Below are 18,212 nucleotides of genomic sequence, written 5' to 3' on the forward strand. Positions count from 1 at the left end.
GCTAAGCGGCGCCCGCGGCAAGCAAACCGGCCGGCATGTCGGCCACTACGGTCAACCAGGCATCACGCGAAAACATCGTTCATCACAGTGCATCGGGCAGAACCAGCATGACGTACGCGGTCAAGGAAATCTTCTATACGCTGCAAGGCGAAGGCGCGAACGCCGGACGCCCGGCCGTGTTTTGCCGGTTTGCCGGCTGCAACCTGTGGTCCGGCCGTGAAGAAGACCGCGCGGACGCGGTCTGCCGTTTTTGCGACACCGACTTCGTCGGCACCGATGGCGAAAACGGCGGCAAATTCCGCAGCGCCGACGAACTCGTCGCGAAGATCGCATCGCTATGGCCACAAGGCGAAGGCGAGCGCTTCGTGGTCTGCACGGGCGGCGAACCGATGCTGCAAATCGATCCGCCGTTCGTCGATGCATTACATGCGGCGGGTTTCGAGATCGCGATCGAAACGAACGGCTCGCTGCCGGTACTCGAGACGATCGACTGGATCTGCGTGAGTCCGAAGGCCGATGCGCCGCTTGTCGTAACGAAGGGCAATGAGCTAAAAGTTGTGGTCCCGCAGGATAATCAGCGGCTGTCCGACTACGAAAAGCTCGACTTCGAATACTTCCTCGTCCAGCCGATGGACGGCCCGTCGCGCGATATCAATACGAAGCTCGCGATCGACTGGTGCAAGCGCCACCCGCGTTGGCGTCTGTCGATGCAAACCCACAAGTACCTGAACATCCCCTGATCGCCGTGCTGACCATTACCCGAAAACTCGAATTCGACGCGGGCCACCGCATTCCCGACCACCGCAGCCAGTGCCGCAATCTGCATGGGCATCGCTACGTGCTCGAGATCACGCTGCAGGGCGACCTGGTGGAAACGGAAGGTGCGCCCGATCGCGGCATGGTGATGGATTTCGCCGACGTGAAGTCGCTCGCGATGGAGCACCTCGTCAACCAGTGGGACCACGCGTTCATCGTCTATGAAGGCGACACGCAACTGTGCCGCTTTCTCGAATCGATGCCCGGCCACAAGACGGTTGTGCTCGATCGCATTCCAACCGTTGAAAATCTCGCGGCGGTTGCGTTCGGCATTCTCGCCAATGTCTATGACGCGCACTATGGCGTGAATCTGCGGCTGCAGCGTGTGCGTCTGTACGAAACGCCGAACTGCTGGGCGGATTTCGTCCGCGAATAACGCACGTTCGGTCGCCAGCCGATAGCGGCGTTATTGTCACGGTATGATCGTTCCGATAACCACCCGGAGCGAGACCATGCCGGCCATCACCCGATCCCTTGCTGGGTCCGTCGCGCCGTTCATCACGGCGCAGCAGAACGCGTGTCATATGCACGGCGCGCGCCATATCGGCGTGCCTTCCCAGCCATCTTGCGGCGCAACGTGCGATGCGGAGGCGCGGCGATGAGCACGTTCACCAATCCGCTGAAGCTGCGTCTGAAGGAACCGCCCGATCCGCTGTATGGGTTGTGGCTGTCGACGGGCAGCGCAAATGTCGCGGAAGCGCTCGCGCATGCCGGTTTCGACTGGCTGCTGATCGACATGGAGCATTCGCCGAACGATAGCGTCGACGTGACCGAGCAGCTGCGCGCGATTGCCGCCGCGCACCTGCCGAGCGAGCCGGTCGTGCGCTTGCCGGTGGCCGAGCCGTGGGTGGTGAAGCGCGTACTGGATGCGGGTGCACGCACCCTGATGTTCCCGAATATCGAATCCGCCGACGAAGCGGCGTTCGCGGTTCGCCTCACGCAATACCCGGGCGTGGAAACGCCGGATGGACTACGCGGTGTCGCCGGCGCGGTACGCGCCGCGGCGTACGGCATGCGCCGCGATTACCTGCAGAATGCGAACGCGCAGATCGCAACGATCGTACAGATCGAATCGGCGCGCGCGCTTGCGCAGGTCGAGCAGATTGCGGCGACGCCCGGCATCGATTGCCTGTTCGTCGGGCCCGCGGACCTCGCGGCAAGTCTCGGACACCTCGGTGATTCAAAGCATCCGGAGGTGCAGCAGGCGATGGCACATATTGTGCAAGTTGCAAAGGATGCGCATATCGCGTCGGGAATCTTTGCGATGGATGTCGTGAGTGCGCGGCAATATCGTGATGCGGGTTTTCGCTTCATCTCGCTCGCTGCCGACGTGATGTGGCTGTTACGTGTGACGCGGCAGTCGTTGCAGGAGGTCAGGTCATGAATAAGATTTCGCGGCAGTGGGCGCGTGTGGCCGCGCGCACTGGGGGCGTGGTTGCGCTGAGCGCATCGGTGGTGCTGATTGCCGCTAGCGTGCAGGCTGCTGACGCGCAAGCGTTCAACCCGAAGCCGGCGGACGCCGAAACGCAAACTGCCGTCGCCGATTACAACGCTGGCAATCTGACGTCGGCGCTCGCGGAATTCCGCAAGGCCGCGCAGCGCGGCAACCGTCTCGCCGAATTCAACTACGCGATGATGCTGCTGAACGGTGAGGGCGGTCCGGCGAACGTCGACGAAGGCAAGAAATGGCTGCGCAAGGCCGCGGATGCGAACATGTCGCACGCGCAGTACGTGTACGGCAAGATGTACGACGACGGCGAGTTCGTCGGCCGCGACCCGACGGAAGCGCACCAGTGGTTCCTGAAGGCCGCGAAGCAAGGGCATATTCAGGCGGAGCTCGCGCTCGCGAACCAGTTTCTCGACGGGCGCGGCACGACGCGCGACAACCAGCAAGCGTTCGTGTGGTACAAGAAGGCCGCTGAAGGCGGCGACATGACCGCGCAATATGTGACGGGCTCGTTCTATGAACGCGGCGGCGACGGCGTTCCGCAGAATCTGAACGTCGCGCGCGCGTACTATGCGGCCGCGGCGGCGCAGGGCGATCCGGCGGCGCGGCTCAAGTATCAGCAGTTGAGCGCGCAGTTGCGCGAAGCGAAGCCGCAATAGCCTTTCCGTTCGACGGCGGTGCGATCGTGCAGTCATGCCTTGCAAGCCCGCGCAGCGTGTTAACGCGCTTGCCGTGTTAAAGCAAACCCACAAAGCAAAGAGAGACGCACATGCACGCGTCTCTCTTTGCTTTTGGCCCCGCCGGACTTGCAGCTCGCCCGCTAGCTTTGCATCAACCGCTTTTGCCGCGACACGCTCATGATGAGTCCGATCGCGACACCGAGCGTCGTCAGCGCAGTGCCGCCGTAACTCATAAACGGCAGCGGCACGCCGACCACCGGCAGAATCCCGCTCACCATCCCGATGTTCACGAAGGCATAGGTGAAAAACGCCATCGTCAGCGAGCCGGCCAGCAGGCGCCCGAACAGCGTCGCGCCGTTCGCCGCGATATAGAGGCCGCGTGCGATCAGCGCCATATAAAGCGTAAGCAGCACGAGCCCGCCGGCAAGACCGAATTCCTCCGAGAACACCGCAAAGATAAAGTCGGTGTGCTTCTCCGGAATGAACTCGAGGTGCGCCTGCGTTCCCTTCAGCCAGCCTTTGCCGAGCGGTCCGCCCGAACCGATCGCAATCACCGCCTGAATGGTGTGGAAGCCTTTGCCGAGCGGGTCCGAGGTCGGGTCGAGCAGCGTACAGATCCGGTGTTTCTGATAGTCGTGCATCAGCGGCCATTGCACGTCGGGCTGGCAGATCTTGTCCTGGAACGTCGCAATCGATGCCACCGCAATCACCCCGGCAATCAGCACCGGCACGATCAGCTTGAAGCTCAAGCCCGCGAAGTAGATCACGAAGAGCCCGGCGGCAAACACCAGCACCGCGGTGCCGAGGTCAGGCTGCTTTGCGATCAGTCCAACGGGAATTGCCAGAATGACAAGCCCGACCAGGTAGTCGTACCAGCGCATCACCCCTTCACGGCGCTGGTAATACCACGCGAGCATCAGCGGTGTGGCGATCTTCAGAATCTCGGAAGGCTGGATCACGACGCCGACATTGATCCAGCGTTTCGCGCCCTTGCGTGTGAGCCCGAATAGCGCGACCGCAATCAGTAGCGCGACGCCGAATGTATAGGCGGGCACCGCGAAGCGCATCAGCGTATTCGGCGGCACGTTTGCGAGAATCCACATCAGCACGAACGTCAGCATGATGTTGCGCAACTGGTCCTCGACGCGTCCCGGCATATCGAGGCTCGCGCTGTACAGCGTGACAATGCCCACGCACAGCAGCAGAAACACGATCAGCGCGAGCGGCTTGTCGAAGCCCGCGAACATCCGCTTGATGCGGTCGAGCCAGGCGCGCTTGTCGAATTGCATGCCTCTCTCCTTATTCGTCGATGCCACCGGTCGCGGGCGTGACACGTGGCGCGGGTTGCGCGCTTTCGTCACGCTGCGGAATCGCGGCAGTGGGGGCGGCGTCGCTGGCCGGACGTCGCGGGTGCGGTGCGGACGGACGCGGTTGCGGTTTGACGGGCGCCGACGCCGGTGCCGTGGCCGCCGTGGCGCCGCTTGCCGCCTCCGCGCCCGATGCCGCTTGCGGCACAGCCGGCCGCGCGGCGCCTGGCGGCGGCGGCAACGGCGTGTAGCCGGCTGCGACCGCCACCGGCTGCACGGTCGTCGCAGCGTTCGGTGCGACCGGCGACGGCGGCGGCGCGCTACCGATCACCGGCGCAGACGCGTCCTCGGTGGCGGACGCGGCCGCGCTCACCGCGGCCTGTTCGACACCAGGCTTCAACCGGTCGATCAGGTAGTAATCGATCACGCGCCGTGCGATCGGCCCCGCGGCCTGCGCGCCCCAGCCGCCGTTTTCGACGACCAGCGCGACCGCGATCTTCGGATTGTCCGCGGGCGCGAACGCGATAAACAGCGCGTGGTCACGCAGATGCTCGGCGAGCGCATGCCCGTGGTACTTCTGGCCTTGCAGCGAAAACACCTGCGCGGTGCCGGTCTTGCCCGCGACCACGAATTGCTCGTTGCGGAACACCTGATACGCGGTGCCCGACGGGTTCGTCGTGACGTTTTCCATGCCGCGTTTGACGACGTCGATATCCGACTGCGACACATTGATGCGGCCTTCGTCGCTGGGTACGGTCAGGCGCGTCTGATGCGAGATCGGGTTCTCGATTTCCTTCACGAGGTGAGGCTTCATCAGCACGCCGTTGTTCGCGAGCGTCGCGGTTGCGTGCGCGAGCTGCAGGATCGTGAACGAGTTATAGCCCTGGCCGATACCGAGGCTGATCGTCTCGCCCTCGTACCACTTTTGCTGCTCGGGCTTGCGGTACGCCTTGCGTTTCCATTCGGTCGACGGCAGGATGCCGCGCGCCTCGCCGGCGATATCGATGCCGGTAATCTGGCCGAAGCCCCACGGCTTCATGAAGTTCGCGATCGCGTTCACGCCGAGATCGTGCGCGAGCATATAGAAATAGGTGTCGTTCGACACCATGATCGCGCGGTTCATGTCGATCCAGCCCTGACCCTGCGGCACGTCGTTGCGGAACGTGTGGCCGCCGAACGTGTACGAGCCCGGGTCCTGAAAGCCCCATTGCGGCGTGCGTTTGTGCAGCGTCAGCGCGGCCAGCGCCATAAACGGCTTGTACGTCGAACCCGGCGGATAGGTGCCGTGTAGCGGCCGGTTCAACAGCGGGTGATCCGGCGAGTTGTTGAGCTCATCCCACGTCGGCTGATCGATGCCATCGACGAACGCGTTCGGATCGAAGCTCGGTGCGGACACGAACGCGAGCACGTCGCCGGTCGACGGTTCGATCGCGACCAGTGCGCCGCGTTTGCCCGCGAATGCTTGCTCCGCGACCTGCTGCAAGCCGATATCGATCGACAGCACGAGGTTGTTGCCGGGCGTCGCCTGCGTGCGCGATAACGTGCGCACCGGCCGGCCGCCCGCCGTCACTTCGACTTCCTCGAAGCCGGTCAGGCCATGCAGCTCGGTTTCGTAGCTCTGTTCGACGCCGATCTTGCCGATGTAGTCGGTGCCTTTGTAGTTGTTCGCGTCCAGACGCGGATCGTAATGATCGGGGTCGCTATCGTTCTGGTCGCTGATATCGTCAATGCGTTCCTGATCGCGCTGCGAAATCCGGCCGATATAGCCGATCACATGCGCGGCGGTCGGACCGAGCGGGTACTGGCGGAACAGCCGCGCGCGCACTTCGACGCCGGGAAAACGGAAGCGCTGGGCGGTGAAGCGCGCGACTTCGTCGTCGGTCAGGCGCGTGCGGATCGGCAAACTCTCGAAGTTCTTCGAGTCTTCCTGAAGCTTCTTGAAGCGGCGCCGGTCGCGCGCATCGATCGTGATCACCGTCGACAGCTTGTCGATCACGTTTTCCAATGTGTCATTCAGCTTCGACGGCGTAATTTCAAGCGTGTACGCCGAGTAGTTTTTCGCGAGCACCACGCCGTTGCGATCGGTGATGATGCCGCGGTTCGGCACGATCGGTGCGACCGAGATGCGGTTCTCGTCCGCCTGGAGTGAGTACTTGCTGTAGTGCCACACCTGCAGGAACAGGAAGCGGAACGCGAGCAGCCCGAAGCACACGAACACGAACAGCCCGGCTGCGGCGACGCGCAAGCGGAACTTGTTGAGTTGCTGCTGGGTGTCTTTGAATTCGGTCATGCGGTTTCGCGTCGGCCCTGCGATCGGGTTCTGTCTGGTCCTGGGTTGGGGTCCGGGTTTGCGTAAAAGGCAGGTCCGTTAATCGACGAGGGGCCGTAACAATCAGATGGGCCGGGTGTCGTCCGGATCGGCCGGACGGCGCTGCGGCATCAGCAGCAGCACGCTCGCGAGCGGCCACAGCGCGGCTTCGACGAAGCCGTCGATCAGATAGCTCCAGCCGGGGAATGCGGCGCCGGTCAGCAACCGGATCACGAACGGCACAACCTGCGCGACGACCAGCAGCGGCATTACCGCGAAGATCTGCACGGGCAGCGTCATCCACAGCACGCGTCGGTGGATCGTGATCGCGCCGTACGACAGCAGCGTATAAGCCAGTGCATGCTCGCCGAGCAGACTCGCGTTGTGCACATCCATCAGCAGGCCGAGCATGAACGCGATCCCCATGCCGACCTTGCGCGGCTGGTGCACGTTCCAGAACAGCAGCACCAGCGCGACGAAGTCCGGCACGCCGGCCAGCCGCCCCCACGGCATCATGTTCAGCAGGAACGCGGCTGCAAGGCTAAACGCAATGAAATACGGATTGACCGGCTGCAGGATGTATTGCGGGCGGTTCACTGTTGAATCCCCTGAGCCGCCGGTCCTGGCTTTGCGGTCGGCTTTGTGGTCGGTCTTGTAGTGGATGTGGTCGCCGGCTTTGTCGTGCCTTCGGCAGCCGGTTTCTTATCGGCCGCTTTCTTTTCCGCAGCGTTCTTTTCCGCCGGGTTCTTTTCCGATGAAGCCTGCTTCGCGGCAGCCGCGTTCGCGGGCGCCGCCGGTTTGACACCGGATGCGGCCGCGGGGTTCTTGTCGTCGGCTTTCGTGTCCTTTTCCGACGCGGCTTTCTCGGTCGTCTTTGCGCCCTTCTTCTTTGCCTCTTTAGCGGCGCTTGCCGGATTGGGTTCGTCGGCGGGCCGTGGCGGCACTTCGTTCTGATAGTGCAGCACCAGCAGTTGACGCGCGCCGCGCACCTGGGCGATCGGCAGGCAGATCACACGCGCGAATGCGGTATCCGCCTGCTTGTCGACGCGCGCCACCTTCGCGACCGGCAGCCCCGGCGGATAGACACCGTCGAGCCCGCTTGTCACGAGTTCGTCGCCAGCCATCACATCGGCACTGATCGGCACAAAGCGCAAGTCCAGCGAATCGCCCTTCGGCGTACCGTAGATCACGCTGCGCAAACCGGTGCGGACGATCTGCACGGGCACCGCCTGATCCTTGTCGGTGAGCAGCGTGACTTCGGCCTGCATCGGGAATACGCGTGTGATCTGGCCGATCACGCCGTCTTCGTTGACGACCGGTGAGCCGTCCTGGATGCCCTGCTGCGAACCACGCCCGATCACAACCTTTTGCGTGAACGGATCGCGCGTGTCGTACTGGATTTCGGCCGGTATCGATTGAATCGTCGAGCGTTGCGACAGTTGCAGCAGCGCGCGCAGGTGCGCGTTCTCCGCGCCGAGCTGCGCGGATTCGTTCGCCTGCTGCGAAAGCCGCAAGTTGCGCGCGCGCAGTTGCGCGTTTTCGTTGCGCAGCGTCGCGCTCGTCACAGCGAGATCGGCGGCGCCCATAAACATATCGCGCGGCACAAGGGCCGCGCGCTGCAGCGGATAGAGCCCTGCGCCAAGCACGCCGCGAACGATTTCAAGCGTCCTGAAGCGCGCATCGGAAATCAGCAGGGCCAGCGCGAGCACGACAAAGAAGATCAGCCGTGCAAGTGCCGACGGGCCTTGCTTGAACAGGGGCGGCGGACTGTATTCCATGGTCGGCGCCGTGGGCGTGAGCGGTTAGATGAGACTTTGACGCGCGAAGGGGCGCGCGGTGCTACGGGAAAACGGGCGGCCGGCGATGCGGCGGCCGGCGGTCTGGCGGCTGGCGAAAACGTGCCTCGCGACCGCGTGGCTCGCAACCGCGTGCCTCGCAACGGCACGGATCGCAACGGCACGGATCGCAACGGCACGGATCGCAACGGCACGGATCGCGATCCGACCGTCAGGCACCGTGCTACCGGCGCCGCGATCAATCCGCCCGCAAGCCGACCCGTAACGAGCCAACGAGCAACAAGCCGAAGCACATCGATTCATGCGAGCGCAAGCCAGGCGGCGCGCCCAGCACGCAGCGGCTGGTGAGGCCAGCCGTACGATCCGCGCCGCTGACATGGAGTTGACCCGCTTACTCGTAGGAGAAGATGCTACCGAGCTTGTCCATGCGCTCGAGCGCCATACCCGACCCGCGCACGACGCAGGTGAGCGGGTCTTCGGCGACGAGCACCGGCAAGCCGGTTTCTTCCGCGAGCAGGCGATCGAGGTCGCGCAGCAGCGCGCCACCGCCTGTCAGCATCATCCCGCGTTCGGCGATGTCGGCGCCGAGTTCCGGCGGCGTCTGCTCCAGCGCGATCTTCACCGACGACACGATCTGGTTCAACGGATCGGTGAGCGCTTCGAGGATTTCATTGCTGGAGATCGTGAAGCTGCGCGGAATCCCTTCCGACAGGTTGCGGCCCTTCACTTCCATTTCCTTGACTTCGGAGCCCGGGAACGCGGAGCCGATTTCTTTCTTGATCGCTTCGGCGGTTTGCTCGCCGATCAGCATGCCGTAGTTGCGGCGGATATAGTTGACGATCGCCTCATCGAACTTGTCGCCGCCGACGCGCACCGAGCCCTTGTACACGATGCCGCCGAGCGAGATCACGCCGACTTCGGTCGTGCCGCCGCCGATATCGACGACCATCGAGCCCGTGGCTTCCGACACCGGCAAGCCGGCGCCGATTGCAGCGGCCATCGGTTCTTCGATCAGGTACACCTGCGACGCGCCCGCGCCATGCGCGGCTTCCTTGATCGCGCGGCGCTCGACCTGCGTCGAGCCGCACGGCACGCAGATGATGATGCGCGGCGACGGAGAAAACATCCGCGATTCGTGTGCAGTCTTGATGAACTGCTTGATCATCTGCTCGGTGACGGTGAAGTCGGCGATCACGCCGTCCTTCATCGGGCGGATCGCTTCGATGTTGCCCGGCACCTTGCCGAGCATCTGCTTTGCTTCGCGGCCGACGGCCTGGATGGTTTTCTTGCCGTTCGGACCGCCTTCCTGGCGGATCGAGACGACGGAGGGTTCATCGAGAACGATGCCCTTGCCACGCATGTAGATCAGCGTGTTGGCAGTGCCGAGGTCAATGGCAAGATCGTTGGAGAAATAGCTGCGCAAAAAACCAAACATTCAAAATCCTGTCTCGCTTGGGGCCGGCTTCGCGTTATGCGCAAAGCGGCAGCGGAAAAATTAACAGCTTCAGAGTCTGGGCGACACAATCGGGCTTCACGCGGGTTTCACGTTGACGCCGGCAGACTGATGCCGACGGACTCATGCCGACACACCGACGTACGGAAACCACCTGAAAACACGCGGAAAACCTGAAGCTGCTGGGGAATCTACCGGGAGACTGATCGCAAGGCCGCTCAATGGTCGCGACGTGTGCAACGGCGTTTTGCCGCGAGCGTGCCCAGAAAGGCCTTGGTAAGTCGGTCCGGGTTTGGGTCGAACGCGTAATGATACCTTATAATTTTGCTGTATTTGAAGGAAACGAGCGGCACTTTTTGCTGCCGCGCGCCCCTTTTTCGAGGGGCCGCTCCCATGACTTAACTTGCTGTCGCAGCATCGTTTTTCCTCGTTGCGGCAGTTCGCGTCCATTTCCGGTGAAACGCATGGCTTTGACCCTGACCGATGTGAAACGCATCGCCCATCTTGCACGGCTCGAATTACCCGACGCCGATGCCGAGCACACGCTCGCGCAGCTCAATGAATTTTTCGGTCTTGTCGAGCAGATGCAAGCAGTCGACACGACGGGCGTCGCCCCGCTCGCGCATCCGATCGAGCAGATCGAAGATGTCGCGTTGCGCTTGCGCGAAGACGCGGTGACGGAAACGGTACGCCGCGAAGACTTCCAGCGTCCCGCGCCGGCGGTGCAGGACGGCCTGTATCTGGTGCCGAAAGTTATCGAGTAATTGTCCGTACAGGAACACCGCAATGCATGAGAAAAGCCTGACTGAACTGCGTGCCGCACTGACCGCAAAGGAAATTTCCGCGGTCGAACTCGCGGACCTGTACCTGAAGCGGATCGCGAAGCACGAAGCGCTGAACGCGTTTGTGCACGTCGACGAAGCGCGCACGCTGAGCGAAGCGAAAGCCGCCGACGCGCGTCTCGCAAGCGGCGATGCCGGTCCGCTGACGGGCCTGCCGGTTGCGCACAAGGACGTGTTCGTCACGCGCGGCTGGCGTTCGACGGCCGGCTCGAAGATGCTCGAGAACTACACCAGTCCGTTCGATGCGACGGTGGTCGACCGTTTGTCGCGCGCGGGCATGGTGTGCGTCGGCAAGACAAATATGGACGAGTTCGCGATGGGTTCGTCCAACGAGAACTCCCATTTCGGTCCGGTGCACAACCCGTGGGATACCACGGCGGTGCCCGGCGGTTCGTCGGGCGGCTCGGCGGCGGCGATCGCCGCACGTCTTGCGCCGGCCGCGACCGGCACAGATACCGGCGGCTCGATCCGGCAGCCGGCATCGTTTTCCGGTGTCACCGGCATCAAGCCGACCTACGGCCGCGTATCGCGCTACGGGATGATCGCGTTCGCTTCTTCGCTCGACCAGGGCGGTCCGTTTGCGCAAAGCGCGGCGGATTGCGCGCTATTGCTCAATGCAATGGCCGGTTTCGACGAACGCGATTCGACGAGTCTCACGCGCGACGACGAAGACTTCACGCGTTATCTCGGGCAAACGTGGCAAGGTGACGCACCCGCTGCGGACAAGCCGCTCTCCGGTCTGCGCATCGGGTTGCCGAAGGAATACTTCGGCGCGGGTCTGGCCGCCGACGTGCGCGCGGCGATCGACGCCGCGCTCAAACAATACGAAGCACTCGGCGCGACGCTCGTCGACGTGTCGCTGCCGAAAACCGAACTGTCGATTCCGGTCTATTACGTGATCGCGCCGGCTGAAGCGTCATCGAACCTGTCGCGTTTCGACGGTGTGCGCTACGGACATCGCGCGTCGGATTACCGCGATCTGCTCGACATGTACAAGAAATCGCGCGCCGAAGGCTTCGGACCTGAAGTGAAGCGCCGCATTCTGGTCGGCACCTATGTGCTGTCGCACGGCTATTACGACGCGTACTACCTGCAGGCGCAGAAAATTCGCCGCATCATCGCGCAAGACTTCCAGGAAGCGTTCAAACAGTGCGACGTGATCATGGGGCCGGTTTCGCCGTCGGTCGCGTGGGATATCGGCGCGAAGGGCGACGATCCGGTGCAGATGTATCTGGCTGATATCTACACGTTGTCGGTGAGCCTCGCGGGCCTGCCCGGCATGAGCGTGCCGTGCGGGTTTGGCACGGACGCGAATGCGAAGCGGCCGGTCGGCTTGCAGATCGTCGGCAACTATTTCAACGAAGCACGCATGCTGCAGGTTGCGGACGCGTTTCAGCGCGTGACCGACTGGCATCGCAAGTCGCCAGCGGGAGTCTGAGTATGAGCAAAGATTGGGAAGTCGTGATCGGTCTCGAGACGCACGCACAACTGTCGACGGTCTCGAAAATCTTTTCCGGCGCTGCGACGCGGTTCGGCGCCGAACCGAACACCCAGGCCTGTCCGGTCGATCTCGCATTGCCCGGCGCGCTGCCGGTTGCGAACCGCGGCGCAGTCGAGCGTGCGATCCGCTTTGGCCTTGCGATTGGCGCGACGATCGCGCCGCGCAGCATCTTCGCGCGCAAGAACTACTTCTATCCGGATCTGCCGAAGGGCTACCAGATCAGCCAGTACGAGATTCCGGTCGTGCAGGGCGGCAAGGTGACGATTCAGGTCCCCGCCAACGAAAAGGCCGGCGGCGAGGCGTACGAAAAGACCATCAACCTGACGCGCGCGCACCTCGAAGAAGATGCCGGTAAATCGCTGCACGAAGATTTCGCGGGCATGACCGGCATCGATCTGAACCGCGCGGGCACGCCGCTGCTCGAAATCGTCACCGAACCGGAAATGCGCAGCGCCGCCGAAGCGGTTGCGTACGCGAAGACGCTGCATGGGCTGGTTGTATGGCTCGGTATCTGCGACGGCAACATGCAGGAAGGTTCGTTTCGCTGCGACGCGAACGTATCGGTGCGGCCGGTCGGGCAGAAGGAATTCGGCACGCGCGCCGAGATCAAGAACCTGAACTCGTTCCGCTTTCTCGAAGAGGCGATCCAGTACGAAGTGCGCCGCCAGATCGAACTGATCGAAGACGGCGGCACGGTCGTGCAGGAAACGCGTCTGTACGATCCGGACAAGCGCGAAACGCGCTCGATGCGCAGCAAGGAAGACGCGCATGATTACCGCTATTTCCCGGACCCGGACCTGATGCCGCTCGTCATCGAGCCGTCGTGGGTCGAGCGCGTGAAAGGCGAGATGCCGGAACTGCCGGAAGCGATGCAGCAGCGTTTCGCCGAGCAGTACGGGCTCACGCGCTACGACGCGGGCGTGGTCGCGTCGAGCAAGGCGATGGCCGTGTACTACGAAGCGGTGGTCGCGAAGGCGGGCGCCGCGCAGGCGAAGGTTGCCGCGAACTGGCTGATGGGCGAAGTATCGTCGCAATTGAACCGCGAAGACCTCGAAATCGACGCGAGCCCGGTGAGCGCCGCGCAGCTCGCGCTGATCCTGCAACGCATTGCCGATGGCACGATCTCGAACAAGATTGCCAAGGAAATCTTCCAGGCCATCTGGGATGAAAAGGCCACCGACGAAGCGGCCGCGGATCGCATCATCGAAGCGAAGGGCCTGAAGCAGATCTCGGACACCGGCGCGCTGGAAGCGATCATCGACGAAGTGCTCGCGGCCAACCAGAAATCGGTCGAAGAGTATCGCGCTGGCAAGGAGAAGGCGTTCAATGCGCTGATCGGCCAGGCGATGAAGGCGACCAAGGGCAAGGCGAATCCGCAGCAGGTCAACGAATTGCTGAAGAAGAAGCTGGCCTGAAGGGCGTGAAGTTCGTGCGCTGCATCGATGCGGCGCTGCGGTGATAATGGGCTGTTGCCGGATCGAACGAACCAGGCAACAGCCCTTTTCGTTGGTGCACGCTGCAGCGTCGGCGTCGTTCGAGCGCGATGTTTCAGGCCAGGTATACGCAGTCAATATCAAAAGGAGACGGACACGATGGCAAAGAAGCCGGAACTCGACGATTTCCGCGTACCGTTCTTCGACCAGGGCAGGAAGGGCGCGTCGTTCAAGCTATCCGATTTCGACGCGGGCGCGAAGCCTTTCTCGAGCGGCTCGAAGGAGTCGGATCGCGAGCGTCTGCTCGAACTCGGCACCAAGCTCGACGCGCAGCAGGAACGGTTGCACGCGCAACGGCTGCAACGCGTGCTGCTCGTGCTGCAAGGAATGGATACGAGCGGCAAGGACGGTACGATTCGCGCGGTGTTTCACGAGGTCGACCCGCTTGGGCTGCGCATCGTGCCGTTCAAGGCGCCGACGCCGGTCGAAGCCGCACACGATTTTCTGTGGCGCGTGCATGCGCAGGCGCCGGCTGCGGGCGAATTGACCATCTTCAACCGCAGCCACTACGAAGATGTGCTGGTGCCGGTTGTGCTCGGTCAGTTGAGCAAGGCACAACGCGAGCGTCGCTACCGGCATATCCGCGATTTCGAAGCGATGCTGGCCGACAACGGCACGACGATCATCAAATGCATGCTGCACATCTCAAACGACGAGCAGCGCGAGCGGTTGCAGGCGCGCATCGACGATCCGACGAAGCACTGGAAGTTCGATCTGTCCGATCTCGACGCGCGCAAGCTGTGGGACAAATATCAGGACGCGTACAGCGATGCGCTTGCCGCGACATCGACCGACTACGCGCCGTGGTATGTGATTCCCGCTAATTCGAAAAGCCATCGCAACGTGATGATCGCTGAGCTGCTGGTGCGCAAGATGGAATCGCTGAAACTCGAATTCCCGCCGCCGAAGGAATCGTTGCAGGGCGTGATCGTCGAGTGATCGCGCCGCTCGCCTGCGGCATTAAAAGCACATACTGATCGAATCGACAATAAAGGAACGACATGTTGCGCGTGATCACCGCCAATCTGAATGGCATCCGCTCGGCGGCAAGTAAAGGATTTTTCAACTGGTTCGGCGAGCAGAAGGCTGACGTGCTGTGCGTGCAGGAAATCAAATGCTCGCAGGACGATATGACACCGGAGTTCCTTGCGCCGCACGATTTCACCGGCTATTTCCAGCATGCGGTGAAGAAGGGCTATAGCGGCGCGGGCGTGTACACGCGGCATGAGCCTGACGACGTCGTGATCGGCTTCGGTAGCGAGGAGTTCGACGCGGAAGGGCGCTATGTCGAACTGCGCTTCGGCAAACTGTCGGTGGTGTCGGTCTATGTGCCGTCGGGTTCGAGCGGCGAAGACCGGCAGCAGGCGAAGTACCGCTTTATGGACCTGTTCATGCCGCATCTCGCCGAACTGCGCAAGAAGCGTGAAGTGATCCTGTGCGGCGACGTGAACATCGTGCACAAAGAGATCGACATCAAGAACTGGAAGAGCAATCAGAAAAACTCCGGTTGCCTGCCGGAAGAGCGCGCGTGGCTCACGAAGCTGTTCGACGAAGTCGGTTACGTCGATGTGTTTCGCACGATCGACCAGAGGCCCGAGCAATATACGTGGTGGAGCAATCGCGGGCAGGCGTATGCGAAGAACGTCGGGTGGCGGATCGATTATCAGATCGCGACGCCGGACATCGCGGGCAAGGCGAAGCGGGTCGATATCTTCCGCGATATCAAGTTCAGCGATCACGCGCCGCTGACGATCGACTACGATCACTCACTCGCGAGTTGATGGGCGGTGGGCACGCGGCCTACCGCGATAAGTCCGACGGTCAGCGCCGTCCGGTTATTCGCGCGCCGACGTGGAGCGGCGCGAGCGCCCCGCTCCCTGATACTCCGGCAACGTATCGACCGTTTTGCCGGTCGCCTTCGCGTAGAGCGGCAACATGTCGGACAGGCGTTTCATGATGTCCTGGCGGCGCGCGGTCGTGTACGGGTGCACGTAGATAAAGCCCTGATCGCGATTGCCGCGCGTCGCGACCGCGAGCTTGTCCCATAACGTGATCGCCGCGCGCGGATCGTACCCGCCGCGTGACGCGACTTCGCTGCCGATTACGTCCGCTTCGGTTTCATCGGCGGCTTCGTACTTCATATCTTCAAGTTGCGAGCCGATGCCAAGCGGCGACGCGCCGAGGTCGGCCAGGCCGAATAGCTGCGGAATCTGGCCCGAACCCAGTTGCACCGCCTGCTGCTCGCCCAGACGTTCGCGTGCATGCTCGCGCAGCGCGTGTGCGATTTCATGGCCGATCAGCATGCCGAGTTCGTTGTCGTTCAGTTTGACGCGATCGAGCATCCCGCTGTAGACGATGATCTTCCCGCCCGGTAGACAGTACATGCGGATATCCGGCGAACGAATTACCGCGACATCCCATTTCCAATGCTTCGTGCGATCGCTCCACTTCAGCGAATACGGGATCAGCTTGTCGGTAATCGTGCGAACGCGGATCACGCGCGCGTCGGTCGGCGGATACAGACGATGCGCGTGCGCCGCGCCGCGCACGATCTGATCGAACTCTTCGGCCGCCTGGCTTTCGAGCATCGACGATGGAATCAGATTGCGGAATACACCGAGGCCGCCGTAGCGCACTTGCGGGGTCGGCTGGAAAGGTGTTGAGGTCGCGCTTGCGCTGGATGGCGCGGACGCCGGGCCGGCATTAACCGCCGACGCGCTGGAAGCCGCGGCGGTTTCGGGCTTAGGCACCGCGGGTGCGCTTGCGCCGCTTGCGCCGCTTGCGCCACCCCCCGGCGCGTTCGCTGCTGCCGGAGGAGCATTCGGCGCGCTGCCAGTCACGCTGCTGGCAGCGCTGTTGGCCGCACCGGGCGCCTTCGCCGCAGGAGTGGAGGTTGCGTTTGCTGCTGGGCCAGCGGCTGCGGTCGGTGCTGCGGTCGGTGCCGCGTTTGCTGCCGGATTGGCGCCGGCACTCGCAGCCGACCCTGCGGACGCATCCGCCGCAAGCGCCCCCTGCGATGCGGCGTATGCGCCACCGCCGCAGACCAGCACCATCATCAAATGCATCAGACGAAAACGCCTTTTGCGCGCATCAGTTCGCAACCCGACGGGCAAGTACGACCCATCCAGCCCAACCAGCCTGCCTTTCGCGCATCGCCGAACACACTTCGTCACGAGCGCCTCCTCCACGGAGCAATCCGGAACAAAAGTAGCATACCGGGCACGGCGAGGAGGGTGCAGGCAATGAAGTAATGGGCCCAACCGAACTGCGCGACGACAAAGCCGCTCGCGGCCGACGCCAGCGTGCGCGGCACCGACGCGAGACTGGTGAACAGCGCGAACTGCGTCGCCGTGTAACGCGGGTCCGTCGTGCTGGCGATATACGCGGTGAACGCGGCCAGCGTGAGGCCCGTGGTGAAGGTCTCGAACCCGTAGACGATCGCGAGTGCCAGCAGCTTTGGATCGAGTTGCACCGTTTTGCCGATACCGAGCGAGGCCATCAGCTCAGTCAGGTTCTGGCCAAGCGATACGATGAAGTGATAGGCCGGTGCGAGTTCCGGCGTGCCTTGGCCGATCTGCGCGAGCCACGCAAAGCCGAGCGTCGACATCATTTGCAGGAATCCGAAGATCCACAGCCCGCGGCCGATGCCGATCTTCATCAGCCAGATGCCGCCGATAATGCCGCCCGCGAGGCTCGCGCCGAATGCGGTGGTTTTAGCGATCACGCCAATGTCGGTGCGCGAGAAGCCGATGTCCAGAAAGAACGACGTCGATAGCGTGGTGGCCATCACGTCGCCGAGTTTGTACAGGAAGATAAAGCTCAGCACCAACAGCGCACCGAGCCAGCCGTCGCGCTGGATAAACTCGCGAAACGGCTCGACCACCGCCTCACGCAGATTCTTCGGCGGTGCGCCGTGCACTTCGGGCTCGCGCACGACGAGCGTCATGATCATGCCCGGCAACATGAACGCGGCGGTGAACGCAAACACAGTCGCCCACGGCAGGTGATCGGACAGAATCAACGCGAGCGACCCCGGTATGAGCGCCGCGATCTTGTACGCGTTCACATGCACTGCGTTGCCGAGTCCTTGCTCGGTATCGCGCAGCAGTTCGCGCCGGTACGCGTCGATTACGATGTCCTGACTCGCGCCGAAGAACGCAACGAGCGCGGTGAGCGCGGCCACCGTCCAGATCGATTCGCGCGGCGAAACGATGCCAAGCGAAGCGATTGCACCGGCCACCAGAATTTGCGTGACGAGCATCCAGCCGCGCCGTCGTCCTGGTCTCCAGCCGGGCAGACGTGGAACGAAGCGGTCCATCAACGGCGCCCAGATGAATTTCCACGTATACGGGAACTGGATCAGCGCGAACAGGCCGATTTCCTTCAGATTGACGCCTTCGGAACGCAGCCACGCCTGCACGAGATAGACAAGCGTGAACAGCGGCAGGCCCGACGTAAAACCGAGAAAGACGCAGATCAGCATGCGCGCGTTCAGAAACGCGCGCCAGCCGGCATGTTCTACGTGAGCGTCAAGTGCGGGTGCCTCGTGTGGCGGGTTCGACATGGGCA

At 62.9% G+C, this 18,212-nt stretch carries 16 protein-coding genes; 9 read left to right on the forward strand and 7 right to left on the reverse strand.

Features of this window, described 5'->3' with window-relative positions; all coding sequences use genetic code 11:
- The first annotated feature begins 107 nt into the window (after positions 1-107).
- From queE to BX592_RS14865, 4 genes are all read left to right on the forward strand, one after another.
- Positions 108-740, forward strand: a complete 633-nt coding sequence (queE, locus tag BX592_RS14850; RefSeq protein WP_134192711.1) for a 7-carboxy-7-deazaguanine synthase — start codon at positions 108-110, stop codon at positions 738-740.
- Between the two features lie 5 nt (positions 741-745).
- Positions 746-1,192: a 6-carboxytetrahydropterin synthase QueD gene (gene queD / locus BX592_RS14855; protein ID WP_134192590.1), complete on the forward strand. Its 447-nt coding sequence runs from the start codon at positions 746-748 to the stop codon at positions 1,190-1,192.
- A 222-nt stretch (positions 1,193-1,414) separates the two neighbouring features.
- The gene (locus tag BX592_RS14860; RefSeq protein ID WP_134192591.1) at positions 1,415-2,200 is read left to right on the forward strand and encodes an HpcH/HpaI aldolase family protein; all 786 of its coding nucleotides are present in this window, start codon (positions 1,415-1,417) and stop codon (positions 2,198-2,200) included.
- Positions 2,197-2,922 (forward strand): tetratricopeptide repeat protein, encoded by a 726-nt coding sequence (locus tag BX592_RS14865; RefSeq protein WP_134192592.1) that lies wholly within the window; start codon positions 2,197-2,199, stop codon positions 2,920-2,922. Before BX592_RS14860 ends, BX592_RS14865 begins: the two co-directional genes overlap by 4 nt.
- A 161-nt stretch (positions 2,923-3,083) precedes the next feature.
- Here the strand turns inward: BX592_RS14865 and rodA are convergent, their stop codons facing one another.
- The 5 genes from rodA to BX592_RS14890 form a co-directional block, all read right to left on the reverse strand.
- Complete coding sequence (gene rodA / locus BX592_RS14870) at positions 3,084-4,232, reverse strand: rod shape-determining protein RodA (RefSeq protein WP_134192593.1); 1,149 nt, start codon at positions 4,230-4,232, stop codon at positions 3,084-3,086.
- A gap of 10 nt (positions 4,233-4,242) precedes the next feature.
- Positions 4,243-6,540 (reverse strand): penicillin-binding protein 2, encoded by a 2,298-nt coding sequence (gene mrdA, locus BX592_RS14875; RefSeq protein WP_134192594.1) that lies wholly within the window; start codon positions 6,538-6,540, stop codon positions 4,243-4,245.
- A gap of 102 nt (positions 6,541-6,642) precedes the next feature.
- The gene (mreD, locus tag BX592_RS14880) at positions 6,643-7,155 is read right to left on the reverse strand and encodes a rod shape-determining protein MreD (RefSeq protein WP_134192595.1); all 513 of its coding nucleotides are present in this window, start codon (positions 7,153-7,155) and stop codon (positions 6,643-6,645) included.
- A complete protein-coding gene (gene mreC / locus BX592_RS14885) occupies positions 7,152-8,336 on the reverse strand; it encodes a rod shape-determining protein MreC (protein ID WP_134192596.1) in 1,185 nt (394 codons plus the stop codon). The genes mreD and mreC overlap by 4 nt, the downstream gene beginning before the upstream one ends.
- 409 nt (positions 8,337-8,745) lie before the next feature.
- Positions 8,746-9,789, reverse strand: coding sequence for a rod shape-determining protein (locus tag BX592_RS14890; protein ID WP_017772379.1), 1,044 nt, complete (start codon positions 9,787-9,789; stop codon positions 8,746-8,748).
- 482 nt (positions 9,790-10,271) lie between these two features.
- Between BX592_RS14890 and gatC the strand changes: the two genes are divergently transcribed.
- From gatC to BX592_RS14915, 5 genes are all read left to right on the forward strand, one after another.
- The gene (gene gatC, locus BX592_RS14895; protein WP_134192597.1) at positions 10,272-10,571 is read left to right on the forward strand and encodes an Asp-tRNA(Asn)/Glu-tRNA(Gln) amidotransferase subunit GatC; all 300 of its coding nucleotides are present in this window, start codon (positions 10,272-10,274) and stop codon (positions 10,569-10,571) included.
- A gap of 22 nt (positions 10,572-10,593) precedes the next feature.
- Entirely contained in the window at positions 10,594-12,087 is a 1,494-nt protein-coding gene (gatA, locus tag BX592_RS14900; protein ID WP_134192598.1) for an Asp-tRNA(Asn)/Glu-tRNA(Gln) amidotransferase subunit GatA, read from the forward strand.
- Between the two features lie 2 nt (positions 12,088-12,089).
- Complete coding sequence (gene gatB / locus BX592_RS14905; protein ID WP_134192599.1) at positions 12,090-13,565, forward strand: Asp-tRNA(Asn)/Glu-tRNA(Gln) amidotransferase subunit GatB; 1,476 nt, start codon at positions 12,090-12,092, stop codon at positions 13,563-13,565.
- A gap of 177 nt (positions 13,566-13,742) precedes the next feature.
- A complete protein-coding gene (locus BX592_RS14910) occupies positions 13,743-14,582 on the forward strand; it encodes a PPK2 family polyphosphate kinase (protein ID WP_134192600.1) in 840 nt (279 codons plus the stop codon).
- A 62-nt stretch (positions 14,583-14,644) separates the two neighbouring features.
- Positions 14,645-15,424: an exodeoxyribonuclease III gene (locus BX592_RS14915; protein WP_134192601.1), complete on the forward strand. Its 780-nt coding sequence runs from the start codon at positions 14,645-14,647 to the stop codon at positions 15,422-15,424.
- A 54-nt stretch (positions 15,425-15,478) separates the two neighbouring features.
- Here BX592_RS14915 and BX592_RS14920 read toward each other — a convergent pair whose 3' ends face one another.
- Both BX592_RS14920 and BX592_RS14925 read right to left on the reverse strand, forming a co-directional pair.
- Positions 15,479-16,699 (reverse strand): M48 family metallopeptidase, encoded by a 1,221-nt coding sequence (locus tag BX592_RS14920; RefSeq protein WP_134192712.1) that lies wholly within the window; start codon positions 16,697-16,699, stop codon positions 15,479-15,481.
- 113 nt (positions 16,700-16,812) lie between these two features.
- Positions 16,813-18,207 carry an AmpG family muropeptide MFS transporter gene (locus tag BX592_RS14925; RefSeq protein WP_134192602.1) on the reverse strand — a complete coding sequence of 465 codons (1,395 nt, stop codon included), beginning with the start codon at positions 18,205-18,207 and terminating at the stop codon, positions 16,813-16,815.
- Positions 18,208-18,212 lie beyond the last annotated feature (5 nt).

The sequence above is a fragment of the Paraburkholderia rhizosphaerae genome (assembly GCF_004366595.1).
Taxonomy (GTDB): domain Bacteria; phylum Pseudomonadota; class Gammaproteobacteria; order Burkholderiales; family Burkholderiaceae; genus Paraburkholderia; species Paraburkholderia rhizosphaerae.